The sequence below is a fragment of the uncultured Roseobacter sp. genome (genome assembly GCF_947493125.1).
GTDB lineage: Bacteria > Pseudomonadota > Alphaproteobacteria > Rhodobacterales > Rhodobacteraceae > Roseobacter.
This window is the reverse complement of sequence record NZ_CANLQB010000003.1, coordinates 300,884-326,800: the sequence shown is the minus strand read 5'-3', so window position 1 is coordinate 326,800 and position 25,917 is coordinate 300,884. Positions and strand designations below refer to the sequence as shown.

Genomic DNA, 25,917 nt, shown 5'->3' with positions numbered 1-25,917 from the left:
CGAGAGGGCAAGGACGTTTTTCTAAAGCGGGTTGTGACAGGCCACACTGTGATCGCGCGCAAGATCACCAAGCGGTGGAGCTGTCGTGGCACAAAGCTCCGTGGCGCGCGAACAACGCGCGCGGAAGGCACAGCCCAGCGGCGGGTTCAGCGGGTCGGGCAGTTCCGTTTCCCGCCCCTCCGGCGCGGAGAGGGCGCGCCCGACCACCGGTGCGCTGTCAGCAAGCAGCCGGGTGTAGGGGTGGGCCGGTCGGCCAAAGATCGTCTCGGCACGGCCAATCTCCACAATGGAGCCGAAATAGAGAACAGCGACACGATCACTCACCGCCTCGACCACCGCCAGATCATGACTGATGAAAAGATAGGTCAGCCCCAGATCGCGGCGCAGATCGGCCAGCAGGTTCAGCACCTGCGCCTGCACCGAAACATCCAGCGCCGAGACCGGTTCGTCCAGGATCAGGATGCGCGCCTCAGCCGCCAGCGCCCGCGCAATCCCGATCCGTTGTGCCTGCCCGCCCGAGAACTCGTGCGGATAGCGGTCCAGAAACTCCTCCCGCAAGTTCACCGCAGCGAAAATCTCGACAATGCGCGCCGCGCGCGCGGCCCGGTCCAGCGCATGCAGGTGTTTCAGCGGCGCGTCCATGATCTGCCGGATCGTCTTGCGCGGGTTCAGGCTGCTGGTCGGGTCCTGGAACACGTATTGGATGCGCTTGCCGAAGGCGGCGGCGTCCGCGGTGTTGAGCACCTCCCCCTCAATCTCGATCTGGCCCGTGGTCGGCGCCGTCAACCCGACCAGCAATCGCGCGAGCGTGGACTTGCCGCAGCCAGATTCACCGACGATGCCGAGGGTCTCTCCCGTTTGCACATCCAGTGTCACCGGATGCACCGCATGCACACGCCCCTTCGCCCGGCCAAAGAGGGACTTGCCCACGTCAAAGGTCTTTGAAAGCTCCGTCAGGCGCAGCGCAGGGGTCATGCCACGGTCTCCGCAAGAGCCACATCCGGGTCAATGCAGCGCACCGCGCGGGCGCCGCTCTGCGCCAAAGCGATTTCTCCGCCGCGGCAGGCATCGCGCGTCTTGATGCAGCGTTCCGCAAAAGCGCAGCCCGCGGGCAGCTTGTCGACCACCGGCGGCAACCCTGTGATCGCCTCCAACCGCCGCCGTCCCTGCCCCAACTCGGGCACGCAGGCCATCAGCCGCGCGGTATAGGGATGCGCCGGCGCGGTCAGGATCGCCTTGGTCGGGCCCTCCTCCACGATCCGACCCGCGTACATCACCGCGACGCGGTCGCAAAGCTGCGCCACCACGCCAAAGTCATGGGTGATGAAGATGATCGCCAGCCCACGCTCGCGCCGCAAATCGTCCAGCAGCGACAGGATCTGTGCCTGCACCGTGACGTCCAGCGCAGTCGTCGGCTCATCGGCAATGATCACCTCCGGATCATTCGCAAGTGCCATGGCGATGCCGACGCGCTGGCGCATTCCGCCCGACAACTCGTGCGGATAGCTGTCCACCCGACTTTCCGCATTGGGAATGCGCACCGAAGTTAGCAGCTCGATCGCACGGCGGCGCGCCTCGGCACGCGCAACACGGTGATGCGACTGCACCGCTTCGATCAACTGATCCCCCAAGGTATAGAGCGGATGCAGCGTCGAGAGCGGGTCCTGGAAGATGTACGCGACCCGGTCACCACGCAGAGACCGCAGCGTCTCGTAGGGGGCGCCGATCAGGTCCTCCCCCTTAAAGCGCACGGCCCCGCCGGTGATGACACCCGGCGGCGACGCAACCAGCCCCATGATCGACAGCGCCGTCACCGACTTGCCCGAGCCGCTTTCCCCGATGATGCCGAGACACTGGCCCGGCTCCACCGTCAAGTCGACCCCGCCGACCGCGCGATACACACGGTCCTTCACGTGAAATTGCGTCTGCAACTGCTGGACGGCCAGCAGCCCGTCGCCCTGCGCGGCTGGCACCTCGGCCCGATCCACCGCCGTCGCTGGCATCGGTCGGCTCAGCGCGCCGGATTTCAGCCGCGGGTCGAGCGCATCGCGCACCCCGTCGCCCAGCAGGTTGATGCACATGACGATCACGAGGATCATCGCGCCCGGCACAATCGAGGTATGCGGGTTGGTGATCAGAGCCGCGCGCGCCTCCCCCAGCATCGAGCCCAGATCGGCCTGCGGCGGTTGCGAGCCAAGTCCAAGGAACGACAAACCCGCCGTCTCCAGGATCATCCAGCCGATGGTTGTCGACATCGCGATCACAATGACCGGCAAGACGTTTGGCAGGATTTCAAAGAGGATGATCCGCGCGTTGCTCATCCCCGCCAATCGCGCCGCATCCACAAACTCCTTATGCGCGATGCTCACCGTGACCCCCCGGATATTGCGCGCGAAGAAGGGCACGTTCACCGCCGCCACTGCGATCAGCGCATTCAGCAGCCCCGGCCCAAGTGCGGCCACAATCGCCAGCGCCAGCAGGATGTAGGGAAAGGCCATCAGCATATCGACGCCGCGCATGATCACATTGTCAGTGCGCCCGCCATAGAAGCCCGCAATGATCCCGATCGTCGCCCCGACGGTCGCCGCAATCAGCGCTGCCGCAAACCCCACCGCCAGTGACAGCCGCGTCCCCCAGAGCAGCCGACTCAGCAGATCGCGGCCCAGATGATCGGTGCCCAGCAAGGCACCTTCCGAGAACGGCGGTTTGAACCGGTTGGCGGTGTCGGTCACATCGGGCTCGGCCAGCGGCAAAAGCGGCGTGATCAGCGCCAGCAGCACCACGACCGAGAGAACAACCCCACCCCACAGCGCCAGTCGATTGCGCGCCAGCAGGGACAGGAAGGTCCTCACGTCTTGATCCTCGGGTCGAGCAGGCTCTGCGCGACATCCACGGCGATGTTGAACATCACATAGCAGGCGGCGACAAAGACCACACCGCCCTGCACCAACAGAATATCACGCTTGAGAATGGCATCGACCAGCATCCGCCCAACGCCGGGCCACTGGAACACGATCTCAACATAGACCGCGCCCGACAGCACAAACCCCGCCTGAATGCCCAGAACAGGGATGATCGAGACCATGGCCGCCCGCAGCGCATGCCGCCAGATCACCCGACGCTCGGGCACCCCCTTGGCGCGCGCCGTGCGAATGAAATCCTGCCGCAACACCTCCAGCATCGCCGAGCGGGACAGCCGCGCGATCACCCCCGTCGCCACCACCGCCAGCGCCAGCGCGGGCATCGTCAGGTGGCTGATCAGCGCGCCCAGATCCCGCGCGCCATAGATCGGCCACATGCCCGAGACCGGAAACCAGCGCAGACTGACCGCGAAGGTCAGGATCATCATCATGCCGAGGAAAAACGACGGGATCGAAATCCCCAGCAGCACGACGAAAGTGATGGCCTTGTCCGCAAACCCGTACTGCCGCGCCGCCGAGACCACCCCCGCCATCACCCCGAAAAGCGAACACAGAACGAAGGCTGTCCCCGCGAGGATCAGCGTCGCTCCAAACCGCTCCAGCAACTCGTCGATCACGGGCCTGTTCAGTGCGAAGCTCTGCCCGAAATCGCCCTGCAGCATATTGCCCAGCCAGATGAAGTACTGGGCGACCAGCGGCTTATCCAAACCGAGGTCCCGGTTCAGCTTCTCGACATTCTCAGGCGTCGCAAAGGACCCCAGGATCGCGGTCGCCGGATCACCCGGGATCAGCGCCATGATTGCAAAGACGATCACCGTGATGCCGAGCAGAACCGGGATCGCCGACAACAGCCGTTTCAGTATGTACCCCGCCATGCCCGGGCTCCCCTGCACTGGCCACATGTGTCCCCTGGGGGTCCGGGGGCGCAGCCCCCGGCCGGTCGGACCGGGCCTCGCCCGGTTCGAAACCAGATCAGTTCTTCACCACATCCTTCAGCAGCAGGAAGAACGACGGCTGCAACGCAAAACTCTCCACCCGGTCGGATGTGACGGCGTTCTGCTTCCAATTGGCCACGAAAACCCAGGGCGCGTCTTCCTGGACGATGGTCTGCATCTCCTGATAGAGCGCCGCCCGCTCGGCCTGATCGGTCGCAGAGCGTGCATCCTCCAGCAGCTTGTCCACCTCCGGGTTCGAGTAATAGCCGGAGTTGAAGCCGCCGTTCTCCGGCCAGGCCTCTGTGCGCAGCGCCAGATAGGGCAGCGTGTCAGGGTCATTCGTCATCCACGCCATCTGCGCCATATCGGCCTTGCCCTCCAGCCCTGGGTTCACCTCACCAAGGAAGGTGTTCCACTCGTAGGTCTCGATGGTCACTTCGAAGCCCACTGCCTTCAGATCGGCTTGGATCGCCGTCCCCATGGCCACCGGGTCCAGCATGCCCGAGCCCCCTTCGGTCACATAGAAGGTCAGCTCGGCGCCCTCTGCGCCCGCTTCGGCGATCAGCGCCTTGGCCTTCTCCGGGTCATAAGGATAGGGCTCAAGGCTCTCGTTGTACGCCCAGGCAAAGGCGGGTGGCGTGGGTCCGGCTGCGACAGCAGCTGTACCCTCCAGCACATCGTTCACAATGGCGGATTTGTTGATCGCGTAGTTCGCCGCCTGCCGGACGCGCACGTCGGCAAAGGGCCCCTCTTTCGCATTCAGGATCAGGAACCACACATGCGGGCCCGCCTGCTCGTGCAATGTGTATGCGTCCCCCGCAAATTCCGAAAGCGCTACCGGCGGCACCTCGACCATCAGGTCGATCCCGCCCGCCAGCATCTCGGCCGTGCGCGTGTTCGCATCGGAGATCGGCCGGAAGACAACCGCCTGGCTCGCCGGTGCGCCGTCCCAATAGTCCGGGTTCGCCTCGATCACGACCGCCTCGTTGCTGCGCCATTCCGCAAAGGTGAACGGACCGGTGCCCGACGGGTTGCGCCCAAACTCCGCGCCGTGTTGTTCCACAGCGGCAGGCGATACGATCAACCCGGTGGGATAGGCCAGATTGGACAGGAACGGCGCATATGGCGCGTCCAGCGTGAATTGCACAGTGAGCGGGTCGATCACCGTGACCTCCTGCACAGCCGAGAAGAAGAACGCCAGCGGGAAGGGGCCGGTGTCGTGGTAGGGGTGATCCTCCTTCAGCATCCGGTCGAAGTTGAACTTCACCGCCGCCGCGTCGAAAGCGCTGCCATCGTGGAAGGTCACCCCCTCGCGCAGCGAAAATGTATAGACGGTGCCGTCCTCGCTGATCTCCCAGGCCGTTGCCAACGCGGGCTCCACCTCCAGCGTCCCGTCCTTGTACCGCACCAGTCCGTCGTAAACGTTCATCAGGATGCGGAAATCATTCACCGCCGTCACCGCCGCCGGATCGAGCGCCTTGGGCTCCGCGATCTGCCCCACGATCAGAACGCCCGGCGGTGTTTGCGCGAGTGTCGGCGCACTCAGACCCAGGCTCAGGCCGAAAGCAGCTGACGCAGCCAGCACGCTGCGCCGCGTCCATGTCAAAACTGTCATTTCTGTTGTCCTCTCTGTTGACTGCAGCGTATAATTTTCATGATTAATTGCAGTGCTGCAAATTTTCATGATAAATACAAGGAAAATCCCCCCGGGTGAGTATATGACAATTTCCATTCTCGCGTACGATGCAAAATCGGGCACGTTTGGCGGTGCCGCGGCCACAGGCAGCCTTTGCGTCGGTGGATGGGTGCTGCGCGGCGATGTGCGGTCGGGCCTCTCCGCATCACAAGGCACCTCCCCCAGCACGCTCTGGGGGGAAGACGCTCTGGCGCTGATGAACGCGGGCGTCTCAGCGCAGGACGCTGTCGCCGAGCTGACCAAGGGCGATCCGGGGCGCGATCACCGACAGTTGAGCGTGCTCGACTGCGCGGGCCGCACGGCTGGTTTCACCGGCCACGAGAGCGTCGCCCATGCGGGCGTGCTCGCCGCCGATTGCCTTGTCGTCAGCGGTAATATGCTGACAGATGGCGCAGTGTTGACAGCGGCGCGCGATGGCTACCTCAACGCTCCGGGCTCGATGCCGTTGCGGCTGCTCGCAGCGCTCACCGCGGCGCAGGAGGCGGGCGGAGACATCCGCGGGTTCAAATCCGCTGCTCTTCTGCAACTGCACCCCGATCAAGCGCCGCTGTCGCTGCGGATCGACTACGCTGAAGAGCCCCTTGCAGCCATGCACGATCTCTACGCGCGCGCCACGTCACAGCCCTACGTCGGCTGGACACAGGTCGTCCCGACGCGCAGCGACCCGTACCGCTCAAAAACTGCCTAGGCTCTGCTCGGCCATGAAGCGCCGCTGCACTTCTGCCTCCTGCCGGATCATCATCGCTTCGGCCGCCTGCATGTGCTCGGCCATGATCTGGCTGGCGTCTTCCGGGGCACCGTCCCGCAGCGCGACGAGCAGGCGCTGATGACACTCCCGCCCCTTCCGCCACAGCTCCGTATTGGGCGGGTTGTAGAGGCGGCGATAGATCGTCAAGTCCGACAAAATCTGAGACATGAAGCCAATCAAGAAGCCAAGAAGCTCGTTCTGCGCAAAGGAGGCAAGCCGCGCATGCACTTCGAGCGAGCCGATGTGATGCGCGCGCTCTTCTTCGGCAGACTGCGGCGGTGCCGGAAACTGCTCTGCCAGATCCTCCAACTCGGCCAGCTGCGCCCGGCTCAGCTGCCCTGCCAGCGAAGCAGCCAGTTCCGGCTCCAGCACCCTGCGCACCTGGTATATGTCGGCAATCGTCAGGTTCTTGAAATAGAAATAGTTGCCCAGAAGAGCCCGCGCCCGCTCGACCGAGACCTCCCCCACGAAGCTGCCGCCCCCCGGGCCCGTGCGCGTCTCGATCAGCCCTTGTGCTTCGAGAATGCGCATGGCCTCGCGGATCGTGCCCTTGGCCATGCCAAATCGCTCGATCATCTCCGGCTCTCCCGGCAGGCGATCCCCCCGCTTGAGGTCCTGTTCCACAACCCACTGCTTGATCTCATCGGCAACGCGGACAGGTCTGCTGCGCCGGGGCGTACGGGTGGTGGCGTGGGACGATGTGGGTGACATGAGCGGCGCGGTCCTGGCTGCGTCGGATGCCGATGTTCTATCGCCAAGTGCGATGAGATTGAACCGATAATTTATAATGATAAATAGCTCAAATAACGATACCGAACCCGCCACCACCCCTGCAGACCTCTGATAAAACCCCGCGCTTTGCTCTCCGTTTCGCGTCAGCCTCAATCAAAACTAGAAAAATCATCCGTTTTGGTGTGAAATGGGCGGTATTTCAGTGACCCATTTTAGACCGTGCCGGAGAATTGATCATGGCAGAGAGCTCTCACTCGCAACACAAAACCTTCCTCGCAGCTGCCTGCGCCCTCATCGGCGCAGTCATGCTTTACCAGATGATGCGACATCTGACCCAATTCCCGGGCGACGGGGCGCGGCTGCTTCTGGTCCCCGTTTTCCTGGCCAGCCTCTTCGGCATCTACAAGCTGTGGCGCGGTCGGCAGCATGGCTGGTGGATCTTCACGGTCTTCAGCGTGATCGCCGGGCTCTGGTCCATCGTGGCGCTCGACCAGCCATGGACAGGCCAGCTTTGGTATATTCTTGCCTTTCCTCTGGTCTTTCGTGCCTTCTACGGACAGATGAAAAAGTCGCGCACGGTCGATCTGTTCCTGCGCCGCGTCTTGGGACGCATCGGCGACGCTTTAATGGGGCTGCTGAACGTGCCCTGGATCGTCGCGCTGATCGAGAAGGTGCCGCCGCTCGACGCCTTCATCAACCGCGTGGTGATCAACCGGATCGTGAAACAGGTGCGCAACCGCCCGCATCCCTTCTCCACCCGCAGCGACTATACCTCCTGGGCCAGCCTGACCGACACCGAATGGAGCGCGCGGCACCTTGGGGTCTCGCCGCTTGATCAAGAGAGCCTGCCCAGTTGGGAGGAGATCAGCCCGCTCTTTGAACGCACCTCAGGCACACAGCGCATGTGCCCGAAGTCCACCTGCCTCTTCCCGTCCTTCGCGCAATATCTGACCGATGGGTTCATCCGCACGCAGACGAATGAGACCGTCACGGATCGCCTCAAGAAGAACACATCGAACCACAACATCGACCTCTGCCCGCTCTATGGCCGCACGGAAGAACAGACCGTGGCGCTGCGGGTGAAAGATCCTGCGCCCGAAGATCGCGGCAAGCTCAAGTCCCAGCTGTTGGACGACGAGGAGTTCGCGCCCTTCCTGTTCGAGGGCGACGAAATCAAGCCGGAATTCGCAGTGCTCGACAAACCTCTGGGGCTCGAGAACCTGACCAACGCCATCGACAAGGCCATTGCAGAGGACAAGCCCGAGGTGGCCGAGAAGGTCCGCGCCAAACGCGGGCGGCTCTTTGCCTTCGGCGGGGACCGGGCGAATTCGGTGCCGCAAACCGCAATGATCAACACCGTTCTTTTGCGTGAACACAATCGCCTCGCCGCCGAGATGGGCAAGCGCTATCCCGACTGGGATGACGACAGGCTGTTCGAGACTGCGCGGAATATCGTGATCGTGCAATTCATCAAGATCGTGGTGGAGGATTACATCAATCACATCGCGCCCACGGAATTCCGGCTGAAGGCCGACCCGAAGGCGGCCTGGAACGCCAACTGGAACCGTCCGAACTGGATCACGACGGAGTTCAGCCTGCTCTACCGCTGGCACGCGCTGATCCCGGATGAAATCCGCTGGGGAGAGACCACGCATAAGACGAACCCGGCGTATTTCATGGAGATGAAACCGCTGCTCGACGGCGGGCTGGCGCAGGCTTTCGAGGACATGAGCGCGCAGGCCACGGGCGAATTGGGCCCGCGCAACACCACGAAGTTCCTCATGCATGTAGAGCAAGCTTCGGTCGAGCAGGGCCGGTTCTGTCAGCTGCGGCCCTTCACGGACTATCTGGAATACCTCCAGCGCCTGCCGATCGAGAGCATGTCGGACATCTCCTCTGATCGTGAGGTCGCGAAGATCCTCAAGAAGACGTATGGCGATGTGGACCGGGTCGACTTCTTCGTGGGCCTCTTCTGCGAGGACCGGGTGAAGAACGCGCCGCTGCCGCGCACGATCCTGTCCTTCGTGGCGCTGGATGCGTTTTCACAGGCGCTGACCAATCCGCTCCTGTCCGAACATATCTTCAAACCGCCGCAGGACCCGGAGGTGGAGCATCCGACGTTTTCCAGATACGGCTGGGAGCAGATCGCGGCCTGCGGTTCGATGCGCGATCTGGTTCTGCGCAACGTGCCGGCACCTGCCGAGCTCGGCTTCGTCGGAATGACGCAACGCGGGTGGGTCCGGGCGTAGCACCCGCCGGGCCGCGCGCCCGTCATCGGGCGCGCGGCCCGGCGGGTGACGCGGCAGGCAAGCGCCGCGCACCGGTGTCAAACCGCAGGAGGCAGTGCGCTGAATTCCTGGACCAACCAGTCGAACACCAGCCGCACACGGCGGCTGGAGTTCACTTCACGGTGCGCGACCAACCAGACCTCGAATTCGAAGGGAGGCAGCCAGGGGGCAGCCTGCGCGACCCCCGGATCCGCATCGCCTACACGTGACAACATCACCCCAATGCCCAGCCCCTGCCGGACCATCTCCCAATGCACCAGATGCACCGCAGTTCTCACACCGAACTGACGCTCGTCGAGACGCAGATCCATGCCGTTCAGGAATTCGATGAAGGGCATGTTGTCCTCGAACCCGATGAACTGGGCCCGCGACAGATCTTGCGGCGCCTCGAACGGGCCTTGCGCCTCCAGATAAGCCTTGCTCGCATAGAGCCGCGCCACTTCGGAGGGCAGCTTGCGCCCGATGAGCTGCGGATCGGCCGGGCGCACCGTACGGATCGCGATATCCGCCTCGCGCCGGCGCAAATCGCGCAGCAGGTTCGTGGCCACAAGCTCCACCTCGATACCCGGATGGGCCGCCCGCAGCCGGTCGATCATCCGGGGCAGCACGAAGGCCGAGGCCACTTCGGTGGCCGTGATCCGCACCGTCCCTTCCACCGAGGTCGACTGACCCGAGGCGGTCATGGACACATGGCTCGCCGCCTCGCCCATGGCGCGCACGTGATCCACCAGTTCCAGCCCGTTCGCGGTCAGCGTCAGCCCCCGCCCGACCCGGTCAAAGAGCAGCACACCCAGTTCCTCTTCGAGCGCGGCCACCTGTCGCCCGAGCGTGGGTTGCGTCATCCCCAGCGCCCGCGCGGCCGCCGAGAGCGAGCCCTCCTCCGCCGTCACCAGAAACGCGCGCGCGCGGTTCCAGTCAAATTTCATTGACCGCCAATCCATGCAAATTCGCATAGCAAATAAGCCAATTTAGTCAATTTATTTGCTACGTACGCAGAGATATAGCCGCGGCACACGACCCCAAGGTGACAAAGATGACCTATTCAGACCCTCTTGCAATGACCAACGCTGGCGAAACCCGGTTCTGGGACAGGGTTGCGCCCGGCTATGCCAAGCGGCCCGTTGCCGACCAGGCGGCTTACGAACGCAAGCTCGAGATCACGCAGTCGCACCTCAGCCCCGGTATGGATGTGCTCGAGTTCGGCTGCGGCACCGGCACCACGGCACTGATCCACGCCGCCCATGTCAATCATGTGCTCGCGTTCGACTTCTCTGCCCAGATGATCGCCATCGCCGAGGACAAGGCGAACGCGCAGGGCGTCGAGAATGTGACCTTCGTGCAAAACCGGATCGAGGATTTCGAGCCACCGGCAAATCGGTACGACGCCGTGCTCGCCATGAGCATCCTGCACCTGCTGCAAGACCCACGCGCCGCGCTCGCAAAGACCTTTGACATGCTCAAGCCGGGCGGGACGTTCCATTCCAGCACCGTGTGTCTCGCGGACGGGATGCGCTGGTTCCAGCCCATCGCGCTGGCCGGGCGGGCGCTGCGCCTGCTGCCCCGGGTGCGTTTTCTGTCCGCGCCACAGCTGGAAGACATGGTGCGGGACGCCGGATTCGAGATCGAAACCGCCTGGCGCCCCAAAGACGGGCGCACCCTGTTTCTGGTCGCCCGCAAACCCGATTAACCCTCGCCCTTCACGATTTTCTTGACGGATCGCCCGAATTGATCTTAGCGTCTGGACAGAACTGTACAGTACTGTCCAATGCCTGCGCCAAGATCACCGGGAGGATCCCCATGAAGTCGCACTACCGCGTTGTCGTGATTGGGGGCGGCGTAGTCGGCGCCTCCGTGCTTTACCATCTGGCCAAGATGGGCTGGTCCGACGTCTGCCTGATCGAGCGCTCGGTGCTGACCGCGGGCTCCAGCTGGCACGCGGCGGGCGGCATCCACGCGCTGAACGCCGATCCGAACATCGCGCAACTGCAGGCCTATACCATCGACCTCTTGAGCGAGATCGAGGCGGAAAGCGGCCAGAACATCGGGCTGCACATGACCGGCGGGCTGACGATGGCCGGAACCCCCGACCGCTGGAAATGGCTGCAGTCAGCCTACCGCACCTTCCAGTCCATCGGCATCGAAGACTGCCGCCTCGTCACCGTCGAAGAGGCGATGGAGCTCAATCCGATCATGTCGGGTGACGGGCTGCTGGGCGGCATGTGGGCAGACCGCGAGGGGTACATCGACACCACCGGCACCGTGCACGCCTATGCGGGGGCCGCCAAGAAGCGCGGCGCCGAGGTGATCGAGCACAACCGCGTGTTGGAGCTGAACCAGACGCTGCAAGGCTGGGAGGTCGTCACCGAAAAGGGCACGGTGACCTGCGAGCATGTGGTCAATGCCGCCGGTCTCTGGGCCAAGCAGGTGGGACGCATGGCGGGCATCGAACTGCCCGTCTCCCCGCTCAACCACCACTACCTGATCTCCGACACGATCCCGCAGCTGGAGGACATCGACTTCGAAGTGCCAATGACCGTGGATCTGGAGGGCTTCACCTATCTGAGGCAGGATCAGAAAGGCGTGCTGCTGGGCATCTACGAGATCAATCACCAGCACTGGATGATGGACGGCGCGCCATGGGAGTATGGCTTCGAGCTCCAGCAGGAAGACCCTGACCGCATCGAGTATGAGCTGACCCTTGGCTTCGAACGCTACCCCTGCTTGCAAGAGGTCGGCGTGAAGACCTGGGTCAACGGCGCCTTCACCTTCTCGCCCGACGGCAACCCGCTGGTGGGCCCGGTGCCCGGCAAACGTGGCTATTGGTCCGCCTGCGCGGTGATGGCCGGCTTCCTGCAAGGCGGCGGCGTGGGCAAAAGCCTTGCCGAATGGATGATCCACGGCGCGCCCGAAGCGGATGTCTACGGGATGGACGTGGCCCGCTACGGCATCTGGGCCGAGAACAAACAGTACATCAAGGAGACCACCGGCCAGTTCTACACCCGCCGCTTCGTGATGACCTATCCGAACGAACAGCTGCCCGCGGGCCGCCCGCTGAAGACCGCAGGCGCTTACGCCGACATGACCGCCGCGGGCTGCCAGTGGGGCCAAAGCTGGGATCTGGAGGTGCCGCTCTATTTTGCCGAGCCCGGGTTCGAGGAAACGCCCTCGCTCAAACGCTCGAACGCACATCTGATCGTGGCCGATGAATGTCACGCCGTGCGCAACGGCGTCGGCCTGCTCGACATCACCGGGTTCTCGCGCTTCGAGGTCACCGGCCCGAACGCAGAGGCCTGGCTCGACTGCATCATGGCCTCGAAACTGCCGAAACCGGGTCGGGCGAAACTGGCGCCCATGCTGGCGGAAGACGGGCGTCTCAAAGGAGACCTGACCATCTTCAACTGGGGCGACGGCACCTGGTGGATCATGGGCAGCTACTACCTGCGCAGCTGGCACATGCGCTGGTTCAACGACCACATGGACGACGGCGTAACCATCCGCGACTTGGGTGACGACACCGCCGGGTTCTCGCTCTCCGGACCTGCGTCGAAGGCGGTCATTGAGAAACTCACCGACGGCCCCATCGGCGACCTGCCCTTCATGGGCTGCGGCGCCTTCGACATCGGCCTTCTGCGCTGCAAGGTGGGTCGCCTCTCGGTCACGGGCGAGCTGGGGTATGAAATCCACTGCCGCGCGGGCGATCACGCCACCCTGCGCCGCATCCTGCTGGAGGCGGGCGAAGAGGACGGTATCCGCGAGATCGGGTTCAACGCGCTCCTCAGCCTGAGGATCGAAAAGAGCTTCGGCATCTGGAACGCCGAATTCACCCAAGGCTACACCCCTGGCATGACCGGCATGGACCGCTGGATCGACTGGGAGAAAGACTTTGTCGGCAAATCGGCAGCCCTGGCGGAACGGGACGGCAACGGCCCCGCGCAAATCCAGGTGACCCTTGAAATCGACGCCAAGGACGCGGATGCCAGCGGCTATGAACCCATCTGGGCCGGCGAGGAAAAGGTCGGCTTCGTGACCTCCGGCGCCTTCGGGCACACCACCGGCAAATCGCTCGCCATGGCGCTGGTCAACACCGAACATGCGAAACCGGACACAGCACTCAGCGTGCATGTGGTGGGGATCGAGCGCGCCGCGAAGGTTATCCCGCCCTCGCCTTATGATCCAGAGGGCAAGGTCATGCGAGTATGACGCTGGCCGAAAACACCGGTCGTCGGCGGACCCGCCGGGGCGGCGGCGCCCCGCCCGAGAAACGCAAGGTCGACTATCGCCGCCTGCGCAACCCGTTCCCACCCATGTCGGTGTTCTCGGAGGATCGGATCGCGGCGATCCACGAAGCCGCGCTGGACGTGCTCGAACGCCTCGGCATCAAGGTGCTCCTGCCCGCTGCGCGCGACGCCTACAAGGCGGGCGGTGCCACGGTGCACGACGACACAGAAATGGTGCACATCGGGCGCGAGATTGTGGAGGCCGCGCTGGCCAGCGCGCCCCGCTCTATCCCCGTGCGCGGCGCCGTGCCTGATCGTGACATCACCCTGGAGCTCGGCAACCTTGTCTTTCAGCCCGGCGCCGGCGCGCCCCATGCCACCGATCTGGAACGGGGCCGCCGCCCCGGCACAGACCGCGACTTCCGCGAGCTCGTGCAGCTCACCCAGCATTTCGACGTGCTGCACATGGTCCCGCCGCTGATCGAGCCGCAGGATGTGCCGATGCACCTGCGCCACTACGCAACGCTGGACGCGCAACTGTCGCTGTCGGACAAGGTGCCCTTCATCTTCTCGCGCGGCACGCCGCAGGTGGAGCAAAGCTTCGAGATGCTGCGCGACTTCCGGGGGCTCTCGGATGCGGAGTTCACCGCGGAAAGCCACTGCTATACGATCATCAACACCAATTCGCCCCGCACGCTCGACATCCCCATGGCGCAGGGGCTGATGGATTTTGCCAAGGCCGGGCAGGTCAGCATCGTCACGCCCTTTACCCTCATGGGTGCGATGGCCCCGATCACCGTGGCGGGGGCGATGACGCTCAGTCACGCCGAAGCGCTCGCCGCCATCGCCCTCACCCAACTGGTCCGCCCCGGCGCGCCGGTCTGCTACGGCACCTTCACCTCCAACGTCGACATGAAATCCGGCGCCCCGGCCTTCGGCACGCCCGAACACTTCAAGGCGAGCCTCGCCGCAGGCCAGCTCGCGCGGTTCATCGGCCTGCCCTGGCGCTGCGCCAGCGGGTCGGCGGCCAACCTCGGCGATGTGCAGGCCGCCAATGAAACCCAGTTCGGCACCTGGGGCTGCCTGCTGGCGGGCGCCACGGTGGTGATCCATGCCGCCGGCTGGCTGGAAGGTGGGCTGACCGTGTCCTACGAAAAGCTGATCACCGATCTGGAAGTGCTGCAAATGGTCGCTGAGCTTTGCGCCGAAACGCCCGCACAAGACGCCGACATCGGCCTCGCAGCTCTCGAAGAGGTCCAACCCGGCGGCCATTTCTTCGGCGCCGCCCACACGATGGAGCGCTATCAAACCGCCTTCTACGAACCGCTGATCGGGGACCTCTCGAACTTCGGCACCTGGCAGGAACGCGGCAGCATCGACACAACCACCCGCGCCACAGGCCTGTGGAAGCGGATCCTCGCGGATCCCACGGGCCCGACCGTCGATCCCGATGCGCTGTCGCGCCTGCACGCCGATATCCGCACCAGATCGGACGCGGGCGGCGCGCCACCGGAGAGCTGAGTGCCGCGCATCAGGCAGAAATCCGGCGATCTCGTCGGCAATATCAAGGTCACCCGGCAGGACTGGCTGGATGCCGCCCTCACCGCGCTTCTGGAGCACGGCGTCGAAGGCGTGAAAATCCAACCGCTAGGCGAACAACTCAACGTCTCCCGCTCCAGCTTTTACTGGTATTTCCAGTCCCGCCAGGATCTGCTGACCGCGCTTCTGGAGCACTGGCAGCGCAGCAACAGCGCCGCTCTGATCGCAATGGCCGAACGCCCGGCGACGACCATCACCGAAGCCGTCGGCAACGTCTTTCGCTGCGTGATCAACCCCGCGCTCTTCGACACGCGGCTGGACTTTGCGATCCGCGACTGGGCGCGGCGTGCCCCTGACGTGCGCGCCGTTCTGCACGCCTCGGAAGCCGCGCGGCTGGAAGCTCTGCGCGCCATGTTCGCCCGCTTCGGCTGTCCCGATCTCGAGGCGATCGCCCGCGCCCGCATTCTCTACTACATGCAAATCGGCTATGATGACGCGCAACTGAATGAACCGATGGACGCGCGCAACCGCCTGATGCCCAGCTATCTCATTGGCTTCACCGGACAGGAGCCGCTGGACAGCGAGGTCGAGGCGCTCATCGCCTACGCGAAAGCCGTCGAGGCCGGCAAAAACCCGAAATAAACCACCCGGTCACGCATTTTTGCCAAGCGACATGCGCACTTAAGTGTTATTTGATTGCGGTGGGACCGCGCTAGATCCTCCCAAACGTCCCATGGTGGGCAAAAAAGGCATCCCTATGACTGCATGTGCACTTCCTAGATTGCTGCAAGTTGTGCTGGGCACCGGCGCGCTCTGCCTCGCGGCGGCGGTGGCTTTGGCCCAAAATGGCCCGGCCTCCGTGGGCGTCGAGACGGTCGAGACCAGGACCATCGCGGAAACCGTGCCCCTCTTTGCGGAGGTGGTGACCTCGCGCGAAGGCACCGTGGCCAGCCGCATTGCGGGCACCGTGGAGGCCGTGCATGTGCTGGAGGGGGTCGCGGTATCGGAAGGAGACATCCTCGCCGAGCTCGACACGGAACTCCTCGACATCCTGGCACGGCAGGCCGAAGCCGGGCTGGCTGAAACACGCGCAGGCATTTCCACCGCCAAGGCGCGGGTCGACCGCACCGCCAAGGCGTTCGCCCGGATCGAAGGTCTGCGCGGCACCACCTCGTTTTCGTCCAGCCGGTTCGATGAGGCGCAGAGCGACGTCTTTGAAGCCCAGGGCCAGTTAGCCGAGGCCGAAGCGCGCGTGAAAACGGCAGAGGCCAACGCCGCTGAAGCCCGCTATGAGCTCGACCGCGCCCAGATCCGCGCTCCGTTTTCCGGCATCGTGCTGGAGGTCAACGTCAACCCCGGCGAGTTCATCAGCGCCGGTTCCGCCGTGGTCTCCCTGCTCGACACCGCCTCTTTCGAGATCGAAGCCAGCGTGCCCTCGAAATACATCCGCGTGCTGGAACCGGGGCTGGCCGTCGAGGGAGTGACGGAGGCGGGCGAAGATCTTGCATTGACAGTGCGGGCGTTGCTGCCGGTCGAGGAGACGGCAACCCGCACCCGGCCCGTCCGCTTTGCCTCCGGTCAGCTCACGGGCCTGCAGACCATCGCGATCGGCCAGTCGATCACCGTATCCATCCCGATCAGCACCCCCCGCGAGGTGCTCTCGGTGCCAAAGGACGCCCTAGTCCAGGCCCGCGGCGGTTGGACGGTCTTCGTTGCGGAAGACGGCCAGGCGCAACCGCGGCCCGTGGAAATCGGCGTCGCTCTGGGCGACCGCTTCGAAGTGCTCGGCGGGCTCGCCGAGGGAGATGTTGTGGTGACCCGTGGCAACGAACGCCTGCGCCCCGGCCAGCCCATCGCGCCCATGGGCGACCCGACGAACGGAGGCTAGCCATGGACATCATCCGCTTTGCAATCGACCGCCCCGTTGCCGTCATGGCCGCGGTGGTGATGGCCGTGCTCTTCGGTGTGATCGCCGTCACCCGAATCCCGATCCAGCTGGCCCCGGACGTGCGCAAACCCATCGTGGTGATCACCACCAACTGGCCTGGGGCCGCGCCCTCCGAGATCGAGCGGGAAATCATCAACCCGCAGGAGGAGGCGCTGCGCGGGCTCGAAGGGCTCGACGTCATGACCTCTCGGGCCCAGACCGGTGAGGCCGAGGTGACGCTGGAGTTCGGCATCGGCACCGATATGAGCCAGTCGCTGCTGCTGGTCTCGAACCGGCTCGACCGGGTGGGCGACTACCCCGACGAGGCGGGCGAGCCCTCGCTCGACACCTCCGGGTCGGATGACAGCCCGATTGCCTGGGTGCTGCTCACCGCGCAGGACGGCAACACCCGCGCCATGCCGACCTATGGCGACTTCGTGGAGGACATCATCAAGGACCGTGTGGAGCGGATCGAGGGTGTCTCGGCCGTGAACGTCTTTGGCGGCGTCACACGGGAATTGCAGGTTGTGGTCGACCCGCGCCAGCTCGCCCGCTTCGATCTGACGGTGCCGGATGTGGTGCGGATCCTGCGCAACGAGAACATCTCGCTCTCCGCCGGTGACGTCGAAGAGGGCAAGCGCCGCTACGTGGTGCGCGCCGAGGGCAACCTCAACACGGTCGCCGCCATCGAGGAAGTCGTTCTGCGCTCCGAGATCGGCTCAGGCGGTTCGGGCCGTGTCCGCGTCGGCGATGTGGCCGAGGTGGGCTTTTCCTTCGAGGAGCCGCGCGCGCGTCTGCGCTTTCGCGGTGAACCGGGGCTCGCCTTCAACATCGTGCGCGAACCCGGCGCCAATGTGATCGAGACCATGGACGCCGTGCGCGCCGTGCTGACCGAGCTGGATGAAGGCCCCGTCTCCGACGCAGGCCTGAAGATGCGACAGGTCTACGACGAGACGATCTACATCAATGGCGCGATTGACCTCGTCACGCAAAACATCTGGATCGGCGGCGTGCTGGCAGCTGCCGTGCTGCTCTCCTTCCTGCGCAGCCCGCGCGCAACTCTGGTGGTCTCGCTCGCCATCCCGGTCAGTATCGTGGCCACCTTCGTCGCCATGGCCGCCACCGGGCGCACGCTCAACGTGATCTCGCTCGCAGGTATCGCCTTTGCGGTCGGCATGATCGTCGACGCCGCCATCGTTGTGCTCGAAAACATCTACCGATTACGCGAACAGGGCCTCAGCCGACGTGAGGCCGCGTACAAAGGCGCCAAGCAGGTATGGGGTGCGATCCTCGTCTCAGCACTAACCACCGTTCTCGTCTTCGTCCCGATCCTGATCATGCAGCTCGAAGCGGGGCAGCTTTTCCGCGACATCGCCGTGGCGATTTCCGTATCCGTGCTGCTGTCCCTCGTTGTCGCCGTCACGGTGATCCCGGCCCTGGCCAGCCGCCTGCTGAAACAGGGCGAGCAGACCACCATCGGCATCCCGGGTCTCGACCATCTGGCCCGCGGGTTCCACGGGCTGGTCATGCGCTACGTGCGGATGACGGTGCGGTTCCGCGCCATCGGGCTCCTGATGGTCGCCGCCATCGCGGGGGGGGCGGCCATTGCGGCCGTGATCTTCCTGCCACGCCTCGAATACCTGCCGGAAGGCAACCGCAACCTCGTCTTCGGCTTGATCATTCCGCCACCGGGCTACAACCTCGACACCACCGAAACCATCGCGCAGCGCATCGAAGGTGTGGCGCGCCCGCTCTGGGAAGCCGCGCCCGAGCCGCAGATGGAAGACGGCACACCGACGATTGAGAACTTCTTCTTCGTGGCCCTCAGCGGCACCAGCTTCGTCGGCGCCGCCGCCGTCGACGGCACACGCGCCGGCGAACTCATCCCCGTGCTCTCCGGCCCCATCTTCGCCGAACCGGGCACCTTCGGCTTCATGACCCAGCCCTCGCTCTTCGGACGCGGCGTGGGGGGCGGGCGCACCATTGAGCTCAACATCTCCGGCCAGGACCTGGAAGACATCCTCTCCGTGGCCGGTCAGGCCGCGGGCACGATCTCCGGCCTGCTGCCGCGCTCGGAAGGGCACCAGTTCCGCCCGATCCCCGGGCTTGAGCTTGGCGCACCCGAGGTGCGGCTGGTGCCGGACCGGCTCAGGCTGGCCGACGCGGGGCTCACGGCCTCTGACCTCGCGCTCACGGTCGATGCCTTCAACGACGGGCTGCGCATTGCGGAAATCACCGTGGGGGCAGAGCGCCTCAACCTCATGCTCAAGGGTGATCCCGGCCTGCAGCTGGCGCAGCGCACGCAGGACATCGGGAACTACCCGGTGGTCACGCCCTCGGGCCAGATCGTGCCGGTGTCGGCCTTGGCCGACGTCATCGTGACCGCTGGCCCCACGGAAATCCGCCACCGTGACCGGCTGCGCACCGTGACGCTGGAAGTCCGCCCCTCCGATGCGCTCCCGCTGGAGGCGGCCGTCGAACTGCTGCAAACCGAAGTGGTCGATGCGCTGGAAGAGCAGGGATTGCCAAACGGCATCCGCATGAGCGTCTCCGGCACCGCGGATCAGCTGAGCCAGACCTGGGACGCGATCCAGATCAACCTCGCCGTGGCGCTGGTCATCGTGTTCCTCGTGATGGCAATCCTCTTCGAGAGCTTCGTGCTGCCCCTCGTGATCCTGATTTCCGTCCCCGTGGCCGCGGCAGGGGGTGTCGGAGGGCTGGCGCTTCTGAACACCTACCAGACCCAGCCACTCGATATGCTGACGCTGCTGGGGTTCATCATCCTCGTCGGCATCGTCGTGAACAACGCCATCCTGATCGTGCACCAGACGCTCTACCATTTGCGCGAGGATGGCCTGGCGCCCATCGACGCGATCGAGGAAGCCACGAGCAACCGCATCCGGCCGATCTTCATGTCCACGCTCACCTCCGTCTTCGGGATGCTGCCGCTGGTGATGATCCCCGGTGAAGGCTCGGAGCTCTATCGGGGCCTGGGCGCGGTCGTGGTCGGCGGCCTGTCCATGTCCGCCTTCCTGACGCTGCTGACCGTGCCGCCGCTCCTCCGTCTTTGCGTGCGCGCCCCCCGCCCCGACGCGGACACCGCAATGAGCCAGAGCCCCGCGGAGTAACGCTATTTCCGCCAGTGAAACGGCACGATGATCAGCGCGCCGATGGAGGCGGCGATGGCGTTCATGCCTGGGCTGCGGAAGCCAATGCCAAACATCAGTGTGATGAAATAGAACACGAAGGCTCCGCCCACGCAGATCACGATGCTCTGCAGCACGCCGTTGTGCGTGAAGCCCGTTCTCTCGCAGAGGTAGCCGACAATGCCCGCAATCACCACGGTGCCAATGATGGTTGGAAACATGCGCTGTCCTCCTCGCTCGCGGTTCGACTATTCATTCAGACAGACCTAACGCTTCTTGCGTTTGAACCACAGGTGAAAAGCCGCAAAAAGCGGTTCATTGTAAAGTCGAATTGCGTCAAAGCTGCTTGCCCGCCGGCATGGGCCATCCTCGCAGGAACGTGTCGGCATCCTGCACCCCTTTGCCCGCCCGCTGCAAGCGCGTGAGTTCCACTGCGCCCTCCCCGCAGGCCACGCGCAGCGGGCCATTCAGAATCGTCCCGGCCGCGCCCTGCCCGTCGGCCACACGCGAACCCAGCAGCTTGATGCGGGTCTCGCCGTCCAGCGTCCAGGCCCCGGGAAAGGGCGAGAGCCCACGGATCAGACGGTCCACCTCCGCCGCATCCCGGGTCCAATCCACGCGGGCCTCGGCCTTGTCGATCTTCTCGGCATAGGTCACCCCCGCCTCGGGCTGAGGCTCGGCCACCAGATCATTGATCTGCGACAGCGCATCGACGATCAAGCGGGCGCCAAGCTGGCTCAGCCGGTCATGCAACTCCGAGGTTGTCTCTTCGGCGCCGATCTCGGTGGCCTGACGCAAGAGCACCGGCCCGGTGTCGAGGCCCGCCTCCATCTGCATGATGCAAACACCGGTCTGCGCGTCCCCCGCCATGATGGCCCGATGGATCGGGGCCGCGCCGCGCCAGCGCGGCAGCAGGCTGGCGTGGATATTGAGGCACCCATGCGCCGGCGCTTCGAGGATCGCGCGCGGCAGGATGAGACCATAGGCCACCACCACGGCCACATCGGCATTGACAGTGCGGAAGGCCGCCTGCGCCTCGGGGTCGCGCAGCGAGGCCGGTGTGCGCACCGGCAGGTCGAGGTCCAGCGCGCGGCTGTGCACCGGGCTGGGCCGCTCGTTCTTGCCGCGCCCTGCCGGTCGGGGCGGCTGGCAATAGACGCAAGGAATCTCGTGCCCCGCCGTCACCAGCGCGTCCAGCAGCGGCACCGAAAACTCGGGCGTTCCCATGAAGATCACACGCATGTCACTGCTCCGGGCCGGGGTGGCCTGAAAGCCCACCCAACCTGCCAGCCCAAAGGTCAGCCACCGGCAGGTCAGGTGGGCTTTCAGGCCACCTCACCGCTGCAGCTTGCGGGCCTTGCGCAGCAGCATGTCGCGTTTGACCTTGCTGAGCCGGTCGAAATACATCCGCCCCTGCAGATGATCGATCTGATGCTGCACGCTGGCCGCCTCCAGCCCTACGAAATCACGCCGCACGTACATCCCCGTCTCATCCAGAAACCGCACCGCCACACCGCGTGGACGCGAGACCTTCGCCGACACGCCCGGCAGGTTCGGGCTGGCTTCCTCGTGGTCGTTCATCACCGCAGACGCATCCAGCACCTCTGGATTGGCCATGCGGATGCGCCGGTCGCGCTTATCGGAGGCATCCACCACGGCGACCTGCAACAGGACCCCGACTTGCGGCGCCGCAAGCCCGACCCCCGGCATCGCATCCATCGTCTCGATCATATCATCCCAGAGCGTGCGGATCTCATCGGTGATCTCCTCTACCGGCGCCGCCCTGGCACGCAACCGCGGGTCCGGCCACTGAAGCAAAGCGCGTTGGGTCACGTCCGGGCAAGCTCACGCTTCATCTTGACCATCTTGCGCGTGATCATCTGCCGTTTCAGCGGCTTGAGATAGTCGATGAAGAGCTTGCCCTCCAGATGGTCGATCTCATGCTGCGCGCAGGTGGCCCAGAGCCCGTCGAACACCTCCTGCTGTTCCCTCCCATCCCGGTCGATCCAGCGTACCTCGACCTCCGCGGGACGCGTCACATCCGCAAACTGCTCCGGCAAAGACAGGCACCCCTCCTCATAGACGTTCGTCTCGTCGGAGGAGGATACGATCTCCGGATTGAACAGGACCATCGGGCGCGGCGTCTCCCCCTCGCCCTTGATGCAATCCATCACCACCAGACGCTGCAAAATCCCCACCTGCGGCGCCGCCAGGCCTACGCCAGGCGCGTCATACATGGTCTCCAGCATATCGTCGGCCAAAGCGCGCAGCTCATCGCTCAAATCCGCCACAGGTGCTGCGACCTTTTTCAGGCGCGGATCGGGGTGCAGCAGTATCTTTCTCTTCATAATCTGCATGTATGCCAGCCGCCACGGCTCTGCAACACACACGGGCTTGCAGCGCCCCACAAACCCGCTAGCTTGCGCATCAAACGCAGGAGACCTCCCATGAGCCTTGATACCCCACATGACCCCCGCTTCGATACGCTGATCGACCGCTGCGGCACCGATTGCGCGAAATGGGACGGCATGCAGGGCCTCTACGGCGTCTCACCGGACAGCGGCCTGTCCATGTGGGTGGCGGATATGGACTTTCGCCCGCCAGAGTGCGTCCAGACGGCGCTGCAGGGGATGATCGACCACGGGATCTACGGCTATTACGGCGATGAGGGCAGCTACCGCGCCGCGATCCAATGGTGGATGCAGACCCGGCACTGCTGGCACGTGGAGAGCGACTGGATCTTCAGCACCCACGGTCTTGTCAACGGCACCGGGCTCTGCATCGACGCCTTCACAGAGCCCGGCGACGGGGTGATCCTCTTCACCCCCGTCTACCACGCCTTCTCGCGCGTCATCAAAGCGGCTGAACGGCAGGTCGTCGAATGCAGGCTGGTCAACACGGATGGCCGTTACGAGATGGACTTCGACGCCTATGACGCACAGATGACCGGCTCCGAGAGGATGATCATCCTGTGCTCGCCGCACAACCCCGGCGGGCGCGTCTGGACACGCGCAGAGCTTGAGGGGCTGGCCGCCTTCGCGCGCCGCCACGACCTGATCCTGGTGTCGGACGAGATCCACCACGATCTGGTGATGCCCTGTCACAGCCATATTCCTGCCGCTCTGATCGACGGCATCACCGACCGGCTGGTGATGATGACCGCCACCAGCAAAACCTTCAATCTCGCCGGGCACCACACCGGCAACGTGATCATCGAGGACCCCGCCCTGCGCGCGCGCTTTGCGCAGCGCATGGCGGGGTTGGGGCTCTCGCCCAATTCCTTCGGCCTGGTGATGGCCCGCGCGGCCTACACGCCCGAGGGGGCGGCCTGGGTGGAGGATCTGGTGGGTTACATCGACGGCAACCGCCGGCTCTTCGATGCCGAGGTCAACGCCATCCCCGGCCTGCGCTCCATGGCGCTGGAAAGCACCTATCTGTCGTGGGTCGACTTCTCCGGCACCGGCATGGCACAGGACGAGGTGATCCGCCGCATCCAGGACGACGCGCAGATTGCCGCCAACCACGGCACCACCTTCGGCGGCGGCGGCGAAAGCTTCATGCGGTTCAACATCGGCACCCAGCGGGCGCGCGTGAAAGACGCCTGCGACCGGCTCGCCCGCGCCTTCGGAGACCTGCAGTAGAGCCCGACCCGCGGCTCAGCGCGCGTCTTCGATCAGCCCCGCAGGTGCCTCCTCGTCGATCTCGAAATCCACCGCCGGTGCGTCGGAGACGGCTGTCGCGCGCTTGAACTCATAGCGCCGCTCGCCCGCCTCGTCGGAACTGGTGATGATCAGGCACTGAAACAGATGCACCGCGCCATCGTAGAGATCGACACGGCCGCGCAGCGCCGGCGCATCGCTCGGCAGCGCAAAGCCGGTCTTCCACATGTGCAGAACCGGGTGGATGTCACCATCGACCCGCACCCGCAACCGCGATGACTTCTTCATCGCGTCGATCCGGGCCTGATCCAGACCCGCTTGAATTTCCTTGGAAAAAATCGCTTCCATATCGTTACGCCCTACAAGACCCCCGGCTGCCAGATGAGACGCGCTTTGTCTAAAAATCAAGTTAAGTTTTTGTGGCAGACGCCGTTGTGCAGGCGTGCAGATCCCCTGCGCGGCGGCGCCTATGGTGCGCGGGTCGGTCCCAGCCTAGGGTTTGGCCAGAAAACACAGGAGAATGCGTGTGGGACTATTGGTAGACGGCGTTTGGCAGGACAGCTGGTATGACACTGCGTCAACCGGCGGCACATTCAAACGCTCCGAGTCGAAATTCCGCAACTGGATCACCCCGGACGGGGCGGCAGGCCCCTCGGGCACGGGCGGTTTCACGCCCGATTCGGGCCGCTACCACCTCTATGTCAGCCTCGCCTGTCCCTGGGCGCACCGCACGCTGATCTTCCGGCAGTTGAAGGAGCTGACCAGTCATATCTCGGTCTCAGTCGTGCACCCGGACATGCTGGGCGAAGGCTGGACCTTCGAAACCGATGACCAAGGCGCCACCGGCGACACACTCTACGGCCTCCCCTTCGCGCGCGACATCTATCTCAAGGCCGATCCCCAGATCACAGGGCGCGTCACCGTCCCGATCCTCTGGGACCGGCAGCGGGAGACCATCGTTTCCAACGAAAGCTCCGAGATCATCCGCATGTTCAACACGGGCTTCAACGACCTGACCGGCAATACCGACGACTACTGGCCCGAAGCCCTGCGCACCGAGATCGCCCCGGTAAACGACCGCATCTACGACACGCTGAACAACGGCGTCTACAAGTCCGGGTTTGCCACCACGCAAGAGGCCTACGATGCTGCGATAACACCGCTTTTCGAAACGCTCGACTGGCTCGAGGCGCGGCTCTCGGACCGGCGCTACCTCATGGGCGACCCGCTGACGGAAGCGGACTGGCGGCTCTTCACCACGCTGGTGCGCTTTGATCCGGTCTATCACGGGCATTTCAAATGCAACCGCAAACGGGTGATCGACTACCCCCACCTCTGGGCCTACACGCGCGATCTCTACCAGACCCCGGGTGTCGCCGAGACGGTCAACTTCGCCCACATCATCCGGCACTATCACTACAGCCACGAGACCATCAATCCGCACAGGATCATTCCGATCGGGCCGGATCTGGATTTCATGGCGCCGCATGGCCGCGGCTAGGCTGGTTTGGGCGTCTCGGTCAGCCGGACGCGGTCAGGCCGCGCCCGATTGCGGCGTCGTGGCACCGTAGTGTTCCACCATGGCCGCCAGATCTTCGGGCGGCGTGGCACTTTGCACGAAGGCGCAGGCGTTGGTGGCATGCGAAAAGATCGAGCCATCGGAGAAGAACGACGTGTTGGTGACAAAGATCACCTTGGCGTCGGGCTGCCGATAGCTGGCATAATCCGCAACAGCCAGCGCAGATCCATCATCCAGAACCAGGTCCATGATGATGATGTCCGTATCATATGTGCTCAGATGGCAAATCGCATCCGTCTGCCCGGACGAGCGCGACACGCTCATACCCATGCGTTCAAGATGTCTCTGCCAGATTTTAGCCAGATCGTTTTGGCTCTCGACAATCAGAACCTTCATCTGTCCTCCATCCCGGAAGCTCCGGAATTGTTGCACTCTGTAACACTGTGGTGTGCTTCAAAGGTTAACAAACGATTAAGCGATCAGCGACAACTTTATGATTTGCGGTCAGACTTGATTAACAGGCTGATTTCCGCTTTCTGCGACGGGCAAAGCTGCGGTTTTGCGCCACGATCCTTGATTTTGAGGCCGAC

At 64.4% G+C, this 25,917-nt stretch carries 22 protein-coding genes; 10 read left to right on the top strand and 12 right to left on the bottom strand.

Going from position 1 to position 25,917, the window contains the following annotated elements; genetic code table 11:
* Positions 1-21 precede the first annotated feature (21 nt).
* The 4 genes from Q1A71_RS08070 to Q1A71_RS08055 all read right to left on the bottom strand — a co-directional run bounded on the left by Q1A71_RS08070 (position 22) and on the right by Q1A71_RS08055 (position 5,471).
* A complete protein-coding gene (locus Q1A71_RS08070) occupies positions 22-975 on the bottom strand; it encodes an oligopeptide/dipeptide ABC transporter ATP-binding protein (protein WP_299673838.1) in 954 nt (317 codons plus the stop codon).
* Positions 972-2,852, bottom strand: a complete 1,881-nt coding sequence (locus tag Q1A71_RS08065) for a dipeptide/oligopeptide/nickel ABC transporter permease/ATP-binding protein (RefSeq protein WP_299673836.1) — start codon at positions 2,850-2,852, stop codon at positions 972-974. Before Q1A71_RS08065 ends, Q1A71_RS08070 begins: the two co-directional genes overlap by 4 nt.
* Positions 2,849-3,796: an ABC transporter permease gene (locus Q1A71_RS08060; protein WP_299673834.1), complete on the bottom strand. Its 948-nt coding sequence runs from the start codon at positions 3,794-3,796 to the stop codon at positions 2,849-2,851. The genes Q1A71_RS08065 and Q1A71_RS08060 overlap by 4 nt, the downstream gene beginning before the upstream one ends.
* Positions 3,797-3,893: 97 nt before the next feature.
* Positions 3,894-5,471 carry an ABC transporter substrate-binding protein gene (locus tag Q1A71_RS08055; RefSeq protein ID WP_299673832.1) on the bottom strand — a complete coding sequence of 526 codons (1,578 nt, stop codon included), beginning with the start codon at positions 5,469-5,471 and terminating at the stop codon, positions 3,894-3,896.
* A 103-nt stretch (positions 5,472-5,574) separates the two neighbouring features.
* On the opposite strand from Q1A71_RS08055, the gene Q1A71_RS08050 reads away from it, so the two are divergent.
* The gene (locus tag Q1A71_RS08050; RefSeq protein ID WP_299673830.1) at positions 5,575-6,240 is read left to right on the top strand and encodes a DUF1028 domain-containing protein; all 666 of its coding nucleotides are present in this window, start codon (positions 5,575-5,577) and stop codon (positions 6,238-6,240) included.
* On the opposite strand, the gene Q1A71_RS08045 is transcribed toward Q1A71_RS08050, so the two are convergent.
* Positions 6,226-7,011, bottom strand: coding sequence for an FCD domain-containing protein (locus Q1A71_RS08045; RefSeq protein ID WP_299673828.1), 786 nt, complete (start codon positions 7,009-7,011; stop codon positions 6,226-6,228). The two genes, Q1A71_RS08050 and Q1A71_RS08045, sit on opposite strands and share 15 nt — an antisense overlap.
* A gap of 257 nt (positions 7,012-7,268) precedes the next feature.
* Between Q1A71_RS08045 and Q1A71_RS08040 the strand changes: the two genes are divergently transcribed.
* Positions 7,269-9,281: a peroxidase family protein gene (locus Q1A71_RS08040; RefSeq protein ID WP_299673826.1), complete on the top strand. Its 2,013-nt coding sequence runs from the start codon at positions 7,269-7,271 to the stop codon at positions 9,279-9,281.
* A 77-nt stretch (positions 9,282-9,358) separates the two neighbouring features.
* On the opposite strand, the gene Q1A71_RS08035 is transcribed toward Q1A71_RS08040, so the two are convergent.
* Positions 9,359-10,246: a LysR family transcriptional regulator gene (locus Q1A71_RS08035; protein WP_299673824.1), complete on the bottom strand. Its 888-nt coding sequence runs from the start codon at positions 10,244-10,246 to the stop codon at positions 9,359-9,361.
* A 107-nt stretch (positions 10,247-10,353) separates the two neighbouring features.
* Between Q1A71_RS08035 and Q1A71_RS08030 the strand changes: the two genes are divergently transcribed.
* From Q1A71_RS08030 to Q1A71_RS08005, 6 genes are all read left to right on the top strand, one after another.
* The gene (locus Q1A71_RS08030; protein ID WP_299673822.1) at positions 10,354-11,007 is read left to right on the top strand and encodes a class I SAM-dependent methyltransferase; all 654 of its coding nucleotides are present in this window, start codon (positions 10,354-10,356) and stop codon (positions 11,005-11,007) included.
* A gap of 110 nt (positions 11,008-11,117) precedes the next feature.
* On the top strand, positions 11,118-13,520 hold the full coding sequence (locus Q1A71_RS08025; protein WP_299673820.1) for an FAD-dependent oxidoreductase: 2,403 nt from the start codon (positions 11,118-11,120) through the stop codon (positions 13,518-13,520).
* Positions 13,517-15,058: a trimethylamine methyltransferase family protein gene (locus tag Q1A71_RS08020; protein ID WP_299673818.1), complete on the top strand. Its 1,542-nt coding sequence runs from the start codon at positions 13,517-13,519 to the stop codon at positions 15,056-15,058. Before Q1A71_RS08025 ends, Q1A71_RS08020 begins: the two co-directional genes overlap by 4 nt.
* Complete coding sequence (locus Q1A71_RS08015; RefSeq protein WP_299673816.1) at positions 15,059-15,718, top strand: TetR/AcrR family transcriptional regulator; 660 nt, start codon at positions 15,059-15,061, stop codon at positions 15,716-15,718.
* 115 nt (positions 15,719-15,833) lie between these two features.
* Positions 15,834-16,964, top strand: coding sequence for an efflux RND transporter periplasmic adaptor subunit (locus Q1A71_RS08010; protein WP_299673814.1), 1,131 nt, complete (start codon positions 15,834-15,836; stop codon positions 16,962-16,964).
* A gap of 2 nt (positions 16,965-16,966) precedes the next feature.
* A complete protein-coding gene (locus Q1A71_RS08005; protein ID WP_299673812.1) occupies positions 16,967-20,131 on the top strand; it encodes an efflux RND transporter permease subunit in 3,165 nt (1,054 codons plus the stop codon).
* Between the two features lie 2 nt (positions 20,132-20,133).
* Here Q1A71_RS08005 and Q1A71_RS08000 read toward each other — a convergent pair whose 3' ends face one another.
* The 4 genes from Q1A71_RS08000 to def (Q1A71_RS07985) form a co-directional block, all read right to left on the bottom strand.
* Positions 20,134-20,370: a hypothetical protein gene (locus Q1A71_RS08000; RefSeq protein ID WP_299673810.1), complete on the bottom strand. Its 237-nt coding sequence runs from the start codon at positions 20,368-20,370 to the stop codon at positions 20,134-20,136.
* 115 nt (positions 20,371-20,485) lie between these two features.
* Positions 20,486-21,391 carry a methionyl-tRNA formyltransferase gene (gene fmt, locus Q1A71_RS07995; RefSeq protein ID WP_299673808.1) on the bottom strand — a complete coding sequence of 302 codons (906 nt, stop codon included), beginning with the start codon at positions 21,389-21,391 and terminating at the stop codon, positions 20,486-20,488.
* Positions 21,392-21,484: 93 nt separating this feature from the next.
* On the bottom strand, positions 21,485-21,982 hold the full coding sequence (gene def, locus Q1A71_RS07990; RefSeq protein ID WP_299673806.1) for a peptide deformylase: 498 nt from the start codon (positions 21,980-21,982) through the stop codon (positions 21,485-21,487).
* Entirely contained in the window at positions 21,979-22,497 is a 519-nt protein-coding gene (def, locus tag Q1A71_RS07985; RefSeq protein ID WP_299673804.1) for a peptide deformylase, read from the bottom strand. Before def (Q1A71_RS07985) ends, def (Q1A71_RS07990) begins: the two co-directional genes overlap by 4 nt.
* A 99-nt stretch (positions 22,498-22,596) precedes the next feature.
* Between def (Q1A71_RS07985) and Q1A71_RS07980 the strand changes: the two genes are divergently transcribed.
* A complete protein-coding gene (locus tag Q1A71_RS07980) occupies positions 22,597-23,790 on the top strand; it encodes a MalY/PatB family protein (protein ID WP_299673802.1) in 1,194 nt (397 codons plus the stop codon).
* 15 nt (positions 23,791-23,805) lie between these two features.
* Here Q1A71_RS07980 and Q1A71_RS07975 read toward each other — a convergent pair whose 3' ends face one another.
* Positions 23,806-24,156, bottom strand: a complete 351-nt coding sequence (locus tag Q1A71_RS07975) for a hypothetical protein (RefSeq protein WP_299673800.1) — start codon at positions 24,154-24,156, stop codon at positions 23,806-23,808.
* Between the two features lie 178 nt (positions 24,157-24,334).
* On the opposite strand from Q1A71_RS07975, the gene Q1A71_RS07970 reads away from it, so the two are divergent.
* Positions 24,335-25,309 carry a glutathione S-transferase family protein gene (locus Q1A71_RS07970; protein ID WP_299673798.1) on the top strand — a complete coding sequence of 325 codons (975 nt, stop codon included), beginning with the start codon at positions 24,335-24,337 and terminating at the stop codon, positions 25,307-25,309.
* A gap of 33 nt (positions 25,310-25,342) precedes the next feature.
* On the opposite strand, the gene Q1A71_RS07965 is transcribed toward Q1A71_RS07970, so the two are convergent.
* Positions 25,343-25,723, bottom strand: a complete 381-nt coding sequence (locus tag Q1A71_RS07965; protein ID WP_299673796.1) for a response regulator — start codon at positions 25,721-25,723, stop codon at positions 25,343-25,345.
* Positions 25,724-25,917 lie beyond the last annotated feature (194 nt).

What these genes read in the sequence shown, in the direction of transcription:
- Q1A71_RS08060 (WP_299673834.1), bottom strand. Translation starts at nt 3,796, where the DNA reads ATGGCGGGGTACATACTGAAACGGCTGTTGTCGGCGATCCCGGTTCTG.
- def (WP_299673804.1), bottom strand. Translation starts at nt 22,497, where the DNA reads ATGAAGAGAAAGATACTGCTGCACCCCGATCCGCGCCTGAAAAAGGTC.
- Q1A71_RS08055 (WP_299673832.1), bottom strand. Translation starts at nt 5,471, where the DNA reads ATGACAGTTTTGACATGGACGCGGCGCAGCGTGCTGGCTGCGTCAGCT.
- Q1A71_RS08005 (WP_299673812.1), top strand. Translation starts at nt 16,967, where the DNA reads ATGGACATCATCCGCTTTGCAATCGACCGCCCCGTTGCCGTCATGGCC.
- Q1A71_RS08045 (WP_299673828.1), bottom strand. Translation starts at nt 7,011, where the DNA reads ATGTCACCCACATCGTCCCACGCCACCACCCGTACGCCCCGGCGCAGC.
- Q1A71_RS08010 (WP_299673814.1), top strand. Translation starts at nt 15,834, where the DNA reads ATGACTGCATGTGCACTTCCTAGATTGCTGCAAGTTGTGCTGGGCACC.
- Q1A71_RS08000 (WP_299673810.1), bottom strand. Translation starts at nt 20,370, where the DNA reads ATGTTTCCAACCATCATTGGCACCGTGGTGATTGCGGGCATTGTCGGC.
- Q1A71_RS08030 (WP_299673822.1), top strand. Translation starts at nt 10,354, where the DNA reads ATGACCTATTCAGACCCTCTTGCAATGACCAACGCTGGCGAAACCCGG.
- Q1A71_RS08035 (WP_299673824.1), bottom strand. Translation starts at nt 10,246, where the DNA reads ATGAAATTTGACTGGAACCGCGCGCGCGCGTTTCTGGTGACGGCGGAG.
- Q1A71_RS08025 (WP_299673820.1), top strand. Translation starts at nt 11,118, where the DNA reads ATGAAGTCGCACTACCGCGTTGTCGTGATTGGGGGCGGCGTAGTCGGC.
- Q1A71_RS08040 (WP_299673826.1), top strand. Translation starts at nt 7,269, where the DNA reads ATGGCAGAGAGCTCTCACTCGCAACACAAAACCTTCCTCGCAGCTGCC.
- Q1A71_RS08050 (WP_299673830.1), top strand. Translation starts at nt 5,575, where the DNA reads ATGACAATTTCCATTCTCGCGTACGATGCAAAATCGGGCACGTTTGGC.
- fmt (WP_299673808.1), bottom strand. Translation starts at nt 21,391, where the DNA reads ATGCGTGTGATCTTCATGGGAACGCCCGAGTTTTCGGTGCCGCTGCTG.
- Q1A71_RS07975 (WP_299673800.1), bottom strand. Translation starts at nt 24,156, where the DNA reads ATGGAAGCGATTTTTTCCAAGGAAATTCAAGCGGGTCTGGATCAGGCC.
- Q1A71_RS07980 (WP_299673802.1), top strand. Translation starts at nt 22,597, where the DNA reads ATGAGCCTTGATACCCCACATGACCCCCGCTTCGATACGCTGATCGAC.
- Q1A71_RS07965 (WP_299673796.1), bottom strand. Translation starts at nt 25,723, where the DNA reads ATGAAGGTTCTGATTGTCGAGAGCCAAAACGATCTGGCTAAAATCTGG.
- Q1A71_RS08070 (WP_299673838.1), bottom strand. Translation starts at nt 975, where the DNA reads ATGACCCCTGCGCTGCGCCTGACGGAGCTTTCAAAGACCTTTGACGTG.
- Q1A71_RS08020 (WP_299673818.1), top strand. Translation starts at nt 13,517, where the DNA reads ATGACGCTGGCCGAAAACACCGGTCGTCGGCGGACCCGCCGGGGCGGC.